A 7456-nucleotide genomic window follows, 5' to 3' on the forward strand; every position below is an offset into this window, starting at 1 on the left:
GGAAATGCTGACTCTTCAAAAGCGAGGTCTGCCAAGATGGCTTTGGGACTATTGCTTTTAGGATTGCGCTCAGTCATGAGCCAAGTGTAAAATGATTTTCTCAATTCTTTCTCCTATCAAGACTTTTTTTGATGAAACTTTTCTGATTCTTGAAAATTCCTGAACTTAGCCTCTGACACATAGTGGTTTATAAAATCTGTTTTCGCATCTGTATAGGCGTCTCGATTGTGTTCAAATTTTTTCCACAAATTCAGTTTTAATTCCTGATACGCTTGGGCGATATCTGGATGCTGACAGAGATAATCTCTAAAATAAATCTCGTCATGATCTCCCGCCATTCGCAAATGTAAATGAAAAACTTTCTCAGCAAATCCCTGCTCTGTATAGCCTTTATTTAGCGAAATCCTGTTATGACTCTCTGACATCACTAGCCAACCATTCTTCACCAATAAATCCCTAACTCTTGCTAAATCCTCTATTTTATCTACTTCTAGCAGAATATCAACGATATTTTTGGCCCAAATATTAGGGATAGCAGTGCTACCGATATGTTCTATTCTTTTAATAACATTTGCACCCAATATTTTTTTCAGATTTGCTTCTTCTAATTCATACCAGTCTTTCCACTCTGACTTGTGCTCTACTAGAAAAATAGGAAAAAGTTGCCAGAGTTCCTCTAAACTCATTTCTTCAAGTTTCTTTATCATGTCTATAAGACCTAAATCAACTCTGTCCCAAACTGGTCTTGCTTGATTTTGCCAGCCTTCATCAAGCCACCGAGTGCTTTCTTGAACTGACCTTTAGAGATACCAAAGGTTGCCTTGATGTCGTCTGGAGATGACTTATCATTTAAGGTCATGAAACCGCCATTGCTTTCCAAGTAGGTCAAAATCATCTGGGCATCATTTTCCAACATCTCAAAAGAACGCGGTTTGAGGGAGAGGTTCAAGGTACGGTCCACTTCACGGAAACCAATAACACGCGCATCTAGGACTTGCCCCAAACGTGGTTCTGCATAACGCTCACTTGGGTGAATAAAACCAAGCATATTATTTTCTGGTAGGTAAACAAAGGTTCCTGACAGCTTGAGACGGTATACAATGGCTGGCCAGTTTTGGTTCTGCATATTGTTGTAGGCAGGACGAGCCAGACGTTGGAAGTCTTCTTGATAGGCCAATAGTCCCCAGATACGGTCTTTCTTGTCCACTTCAAGACGGATGTAGAGTTGGTCGCCCTTCTTAGGCCAGAGTTCCTTGAGCTCAGGGAGGATATCGAGTGACACAACGACTTCCTTATCGGGTAGACCTGTATCCACAAAGACACCCAAGTCTTTACGAACTTCCGTTACAGTTCCCCAACCAAATTGGTCCTGAGTGGCAGTCACTTCTAAGGTTGTCAGGCGGAGTTTTTGCTTCATATCCGTGTAGGCAAAACCTTTGACCGTATCCCCTACTGTATGTTGACCTTCTTCCTTAGCAAGAGCATAGGTTTGACCATCCTTTTGCACAAAGTAAAAACGGTCGTTTTCATCGATGATCAGTCCAACGATAAAACTTGCAAGATTTGTATTCATATTTCCTTCTTTCGAATAAAACTCAGCCAGCAATGCCAACTGAGTTTTTCTGTTTATTTTTAGACTTCCAAAAGTTCTTTTTCTTTATTGGCAGTCATGTCGTCGATGTGTTTCACAGCATCGTCTGTTACTTTTTGAATATCTTTTTCAAGAGTCTTCAATTCGTCTTCAGTGATTTCTTTTGCTTTTTCTTGTTTCTTAGCTTCGTCCATAGCATCACGACGGATATTGCGGACAGCCACTTTAGCATTTTCGCCGACCTTTTTCACTTCTTTAGCAAGGTCACGACGAGTTTCTTCTGTGAGAGCAGGGATAACCAAACGAATAACAGAACCGTCGTTAGCTGGTGTGATACCAAGATCAGAAGCATTCAAGGCACGTTCGATGTCTTTCAATGAAGATTTGTCAAATGGTGTTACCAACAAAACACGCGCTTCTGGAATGGTAATTGAAGCGATTTGGTTAAGAGGTGTTTCTACTCCATAGTATTCTACATGTACACGGTCAAGCAAGCTTGCATTGGCACGACCGGCACGGATACCACCAAATTCACGAGCAAGTGATTGGTGAGACTGGGTCATTCTCTCTTTAGCTTTTTCAATAATTGCGTTAGCCATAATCTTTCTTATTCCTTTTCTTCGATATTATTTGAAACTGTTGTTCCGATATTTTCCCCAAATACGACACGTTTGATGTTGCCTGGTTGGTTCATATTGAAGACAACCAAGTCAATGTCGTTGTCCATTGAGAGGGTTGAAGCTGTTGAGTCCATGATACGAAGACCTTTGTTGATAACATCACGGTGGGTCAATTCTTCAAACTTAACGGCTGTCTTGTCCTTCTTAGGATCGGCATTGTAAACACCGTCGACACCATTTTTAGCCATAAGGATCGCATCTGCTTCGATTTCAGCTGCACGAAGAGCCGCTGTTGTATCTGTTGAGAAGTATGGTGAACCAATTCCAGCACCAAAAATAACGATACGGCCTTTTTCAAGGTGACGAAGGGCACGTCCACGTACGTAAGGCTCTGCCACTTGTTGCATGGCAATAGCTGTTTGTACACGTGTATCAACCCCAACTTGTTGCAATGAATCTGCCATCACAAGAGCATTCATAACAGTCCCAAGCATTCCTGTGTAATCTGCCTGAACGCGGTCCATTCCTGCTTCTGCTGCAGGTTCTCCACGCCAGAGATTTCCTCCACCGATAACAAGGGCAATTTCGATACCTAAGCTATGAACTTCTTGAATCTCTTTTGCGATTGTTTGAACTGTTTGGATATCAATCCCTACGCCACGTTCACCGGCAAGGGCTTCACCTGATAACTTGATTAAAATACGTTTATACTTGGGATTCGCCATTTTCACTCTCCTTTTTTTATCCTACCTATTTTATCACAATTTCTAAGATTTTTATAGTATCATGAGCAATTCTTTCAAAAAAATTAGACCGTTAAAAATTCCTCTAAGTCGCTAAGTGCACGCTCTGCAATTTTTTCATAACGAGCCTTCTTATCACGGATACGCTCGCCTTCCAACTCCTTGATAATTCCAAAATTGACATTCATTGGTTGGAAATGTTTGCTATCAGCGTGAGTGATATAATGAGCCAGACTTCCAATCGCTGTTGTCTCTGGGAAAATAGCTTCACTTTCACCCTTGAAGAGTCGAGCCGCGTTAATACCTGCAACTAGGCCTGATGCTGCCGATTCAACATAGCCTTCCACACCCGTCATTTGACCAGCAAAGAAGAGATTTGGTTGCTTCTTAGAACGGTAGGTCTGTTCAAGAAGATTTGGTGAATCCATGTAAGAATTGCGGTGCATGACCCCATAACGAACAAACTCCGCATTTTCAAGACCTGGAATCATTTGGAAGACACGCTTTTGTTCTCCCCATTTGAGGTGGGTCTGGAAACCGACGATATTGTAGAGGCTACCAGCCGCATTGTCCTGACGAAGCTGAACCACCGCATAAGGTGTTTTAAATTCTCCATCACGAGGTCCTGTGTAGTCATCTGGATACTCCAGACCGACTGGTTTCATAGGACCATAAAGCATGGTTTTAATACCTCGTTTAGCCATGACTTCGATTGGCATACAGCCTTCAAAGTACTTTTCTTTTTCAAAAGAATTGAGCGGTGCTTCTTCCGCATTGACCAAGGCTTCATGGAAATCCATAAACTCTTGCTTGGTCATAGGGGCATTGAGGTAGGCCGCCTCTCCTTTGTCATAACGAGACTTGAGATAAACCTTGCTCATATCAATAGTGTTGACATCGATAATAGGCGCTGCCGCATCGTAGAAATAGAAACCATCGCCGTCATTAAGGGCATGAATCTTCTCAGCCAGAGCATCGCTAGTCAAAGGACCAGTAGCGACCACAGTAATAACGTCAGTTGGCAATTCTGTAATTTCATCACGAACCACTTCAATTAAGGGGTGGTTGGCCACTTTTTCAGTCACCATTTGGGAGAAACCATCACGGTCCACCGCAAGAGCTCCACCAGCAGGAACACGTGTAGCTTCTGCTGATTCCAAAATGACGGAACCTAAGCGACGCATTTCTTCCTTGAGAAGCCCAACAGCATTTGTCAAAGCATCTCCACGAAGAGAATTGGAACAAACCAACTCAGCAAAATTGTCTGTTTTGTGCTGGGGTGTTGACTTGACACCACGCATTTCATAAAGTTTAACTGGAATACCACGTTCTGCGATTTGGTAGGCTGCTTCAGAACCTGCCAAACCAGCACCGATAACATTGATATAAGATTGAGACACGACACTAATACCTCTTTGGGAGTGTGAAGAAAAGATTCACATTGAAAAAGCCAACCGAACTTATGAGCTATCGAATTTCTTGGCTCAGGCTGAAAAAGTCCACAGGACTTACTTCGCTTTCGAATTTCCTGGCTCAGGCTGAAAAAGTCCACAGGACTTTTTCACTCCCACAAATCTTTCTAATTTTTTCTTCTACTAGTATAACAAAAAAAGGGAAGAAGGCAAACTTCCCTGTTTAGTCATTTTCTTGATTTTCTTCCCAATCGTGGTAGGCAGCATAAAGCTGGCTTTTATTCCACTGGTAAATCTTAGCGACTTCCTTGATAGCTTGGTTTTTCTTCATACCTTGCTGAATGCGGGCTTGGATTTCTAAGAACAAGTCTTCCTCGTCTTTTTCTTCCACATCCTGACTGGCACCTTCAACGATGAGTAGACACTCACCCTTGAGCGGTGTTTCAGCGATGTTCTCTAGCAATTCAGAGATCTTTCCTCGTTGGTATTCTTCATAGATTTTAGTCAATTCCCTAACCAAGACGACCGAGCGGTCACCATAAACTGCTAGCATATTTTCCAACGTATCTGCCACACGATGGGGCGATTCATAGAAAATCTGAGTTTCAGGATAGTCTTTTTTCAAGTCGAAAAATTGCTTTTGCTGGCCTGATTTTCTCGGTAAAAAGCCGTAAAAGATATGTGGCTGTGGCGCTAAACCACTGGCAATCAAGGCAGAAATTCCTGCAGAGGCACCTGGAACAGTCACAACCGCAATTTCTTCCTCAATGGCTACCTTGACCAAATCATGACCAGGGTCTGAGATGCTAGGCAGACCCGCGTCGGATACCTGAGCAATACTTTGCCCTGCTTTCAGGAAACCAATCAAATCAGGAATCTTTTCCTTGGCATTGTGCTCATGAAAACTAACCTGCTTGGTAGAAATGTCAAAATGCTTGAGCAATAGACCTGTATTGCGCGTGTCCTCAGCAGCAATCCAGTCCACTTCTTTCAAGGTCTGGATAGCTCGAAAGGTCATATCATCTAGATTGCCAATCGGCGTTGCCACTAGGTACAGCTTGCCATAGGGAGACTGCCCCTTAAAACTTTTTTGAATCTGCATGCCTACTCCCTGTATAACAACTCGTCACAGAACATACATTCCTCGTCCTGCTCTCGACGTTGTCCATAAAAATCATTACATACGTGAAATCCATCTTTATAAATTCGACGGACACTTTCACGAACATGCTTAGCCTTGACAGGAGCGTCTGCTTCCACCTCACCCAAGCGTTCGCGCAATTTACTATTTTCCAAACGAAGAGCTGTATTTTCCTCTACCAGGCTCTTGAGATTTTTCTTGATGGCTTCCACATCGGCCAAGGTTACCAATAACTGTTGGGAAAAATCATCCAGCGCGTCAAATAATTCTTTTTTGTCCATAAAACAGCCCTTTCCTTTCTTTATCATTCATCTTTGAGTTTATATTTCTTTCAAGACCAGATATTCCATGGCATTTTGAAAGCTGACATTAGCTTGCCACATTTTTCTAGCTTCTAGCAAATCTTGTAGAATCACTCTTACTCTTGCTTGCAGGAGATCCTCCCCACAGAGGACTTCAAGAATCCGTAAAACCTGATCTTGTTTTTCCTTATCATCTGCCAAGCTAGCTAGTTTGGCAACTTGCAAATAACTTTCTTTTTTCTTAGCCACTAACCAAGTCAGCAGGCGTTCACTTTCATCAACCAAGGTCCAAAAACTTGCCTGATTGGCTAACTTCTCTGCTTCAGCTCGCGATTGACTAAACTGGGCTAGGAGAGTCGCTTTTTTCTTAACCAGTCCCATTTGTTCTAAGAGCAATATGAGTTTTTCTTCCTGCTTTTTAAAGTGGAAAATCTGGGTCCGACTTCGAATTGTCGGTAAAATCTTCTCCTCATCTCTGGTCAAGAAGAAAATATAAACCTCACTCTGGGGTTCTTCGATGACCTTGAGCAGAGAATTAGCTGCGTTAGGATGCATCTTCTCAGCTTGCTCAATAATAAAAACCTGTTGCTGGCTTTCAATCCCTGCTTGGGAAAACTGACCCACTAATTCTCGAATGCGTTCTGTCTTAATGACCTGATTAACTGGTTTAATCAAGGTGACATCGGGAAATTCTCCCTGTTCAATCAGCTTACAATTTCGGCATTTCTCACATGGTAAAACACCTACTTTATCTGTACAAAAGAGGCTCTTAGCTAAAAATTGCGCCATTTCCAAACTTTCAAAGAAACCTGAAAAGAGGTAGGCATGATTGAGCTGGTCTTGTTCTAGGATACGGACAAAGCGGTTAAACTGATCTGGTTGCCAGGCCTTTAGTTGATCTTGTTTCATTTAGCTAATCCCATTCTATCAAACAAGACAGCCTTGGTAGTTTCCACAACTTGCTCCAAAGGAAAACTAGCATCAATCTTGACAATACGACTTCCTTCTTTGTCCAGAAGAGAAAGGTAACCTTGACGGACTTTTTTATGCAAGTCCAATCCTTCCAAGTCCAAACGATTGACCTCACGATTGCTATTAGCAGCAATGCGAGCCAGTCCCTCTTCCACCTCGATGTCAAAATAGAGTGTCAAATCGGGTTTGAGGCCATCTGTCGCAAACTGATTGAGCCAGTCAATGGCGTCAATATTCAAGCCACGACCAAATCCCTGATAGGCAACAGAACTATCGATGAAACGGTCCATAATGACCAACTTACCAGCTTCAAGGGCTGGAAGAACTTTTTCCACCAAATGCTGTCTGCGACTGGCAATATAAAGAAGTAACTCTGTCTTCGCATCCATCTGAGTATGACTTGGGTCCAAAATCACTTCCCGAATCTTCTCCCCAATCAAGACTCCGCCAGGTTCACGGGTCGTCAGCACCTCTACTCCTTTTTCCTCTAAAATTGGGAGTAGAGCCTCTAAAACACTGGTCTTTCCTGCTCCCTCTGGTCCCTCAAGAGAGACTAAAAATCCTTTTGACATGTCTAACTCATTTCTTTTTTTCTACCTTCTATTCTATCAAAAAAATAGGAAAAATCCTAAGAGAAAACTTAGGATTTTGGCATTCTATTTTTACACTTTAAAA

At 42.4% G+C, this 7456-nt stretch carries 10 protein-coding genes; all 10 read right to left on the reverse strand.

Annotation, left to right across the window (positions count from 1 at the left end):
* A partial coding sequence (locus QZ565_RS07020; RefSeq protein WP_295527496.1) for a YozE family protein occupies nt 1–104 on the reverse strand: 104 nt, incomplete at its 3' end.
* 12 nt (nt 105–116) lie between these two features.
* On the reverse strand, nt 117–707 hold the full coding sequence (locus tag QZ565_RS07025) for a GrpB family protein (RefSeq protein WP_295527476.1): 591 nt from the start codon (nt 705–707) through the stop codon (nt 117–119).
* 11 nt (nt 708–718) lie between these two features.
* Nucleotides 719–1573: an RNA-binding virulence regulatory protein CvfB gene (cvfB, locus tag QZ565_RS07030; protein ID WP_295527479.1), complete on the reverse strand. Its 855-nt coding sequence runs from the start codon at nt 1571–1573 to the stop codon at nt 719–721.
* Nucleotides 1574–1632: 59 nt separating this feature from the next.
* On the reverse strand, nt 1633–2190 hold the full coding sequence (frr, locus tag QZ565_RS07035; RefSeq protein ID WP_001262225.1) for a ribosome recycling factor: 558 nt from the start codon (nt 2188–2190) through the stop codon (nt 1633–1635).
* Between the two features lie 8 nt (nt 2191–2198).
* Nucleotides 2199–2936 carry a UMP kinase gene (gene pyrH / locus QZ565_RS07040; RefSeq protein WP_000002996.1) on the reverse strand — a complete coding sequence of 246 codons (738 nt, stop codon included), beginning with the start codon at nt 2934–2936 and terminating at the stop codon, nt 2199–2201.
* Nucleotides 2937–3019: 83 nt separating this feature from the next.
* Nucleotides 3020–4354 carry a methylenetetrahydrofolate--tRNA-(uracil(54)-C(5))-methyltransferase (FADH(2)-oxidizing) TrmFO gene (gene trmFO / locus QZ565_RS07045; RefSeq protein WP_000083709.1) on the reverse strand — a complete coding sequence of 445 codons (1335 nt, stop codon included), beginning with the start codon at nt 4352–4354 and terminating at the stop codon, nt 3020–3022.
* A 235-nt stretch (nt 4355–4589) separates the two neighbouring features.
* On the reverse strand, nt 4590–5468 hold the full coding sequence (rsmI, locus tag QZ565_RS07050; RefSeq protein WP_295527489.1) for a 16S rRNA (cytidine(1402)-2'-O)-methyltransferase: 879 nt from the start codon (nt 5466–5468) through the stop codon (nt 4590–4592).
* A 2-nt stretch (nt 5469–5470) separates the two neighbouring features.
* Complete coding sequence (yabA, locus tag QZ565_RS07055; protein WP_000358227.1) at nt 5471–5788, reverse strand: DNA replication initiation control protein YabA; 318 nt, start codon at nt 5786–5788, stop codon at nt 5471–5473.
* A gap of 39 nt (nt 5789–5827) precedes the next feature.
* Entirely contained in the window at nt 5828–6718 is an 891-nt protein-coding gene (locus tag QZ565_RS07060) for a DNA polymerase III subunit delta' (RefSeq protein WP_020902921.1), read from the reverse strand.
* Nucleotides 6715–7353, reverse strand: coding sequence for a dTMP kinase (gene tmk, locus QZ565_RS07065; protein WP_265480672.1), 639 nt, complete (start codon nt 7351–7353; stop codon nt 6715–6717). The genes QZ565_RS07060 and tmk overlap by 4 nt, the downstream gene beginning before the upstream one ends.
* Between the last annotated feature and the right edge of the window lie 103 nt (nt 7354–7456).

Source organism: uncultured Streptococcus sp., from assembly GCF_915066115.1.
Classification (GTDB): Bacteria; Bacillota; Bacilli; order Lactobacillales; family Streptococcaceae; genus Streptococcus.

Bases quoted from the DNA above. Each gene is read 5' to 3' on its own strand.
- pyrH (WP_000002996.1), bottom strand. From the start codon at position 2,936: ATGGCGAATCCCAAGTATAAACGTATTTTAATCAAGTTATCAGGTGAA.
- yabA (WP_000358227.1), bottom strand. From the start codon at position 5,788: ATGGACAAAAAAGAATTATTTGACGCGCTGGATGATTTTTCCCAACAG.
- frr (WP_001262225.1), bottom strand. From the start codon at position 2,190: ATGGCTAACGCAATTATTGAAAAAGCTAAAGAGAGAATGACCCAGTCT.
- cvfB (WP_295527479.1), bottom strand. From the start codon at position 1,573: ATGAATACAAATCTTGCAAGTTTTATCGTTGGACTGATCATCGATGAA.
- QZ565_RS07025 (WP_295527476.1), bottom strand. From the start codon at position 707: ATGATAAAGAAACTTGAAGAAATGAGTTTAGAGGAACTCTGGCAACTT.
- QZ565_RS07060 (WP_020902921.1), bottom strand. From the start codon at position 6,718: ATGAAACAAGATCAACTAAAGGCCTGGCAACCAGATCAGTTTAACCGC.
- tmk (WP_265480672.1), bottom strand. From the start codon at position 7,353: ATGTCAAAAGGATTTTTAGTCTCTCTTGAGGGACCAGAGGGAGCAGGA.
- rsmI (WP_295527489.1), bottom strand. From the start codon at position 5,468: ATGCAGATTCAAAAAAGTTTTAAGGGGCAGTCTCCCTATGGCAAGCTG.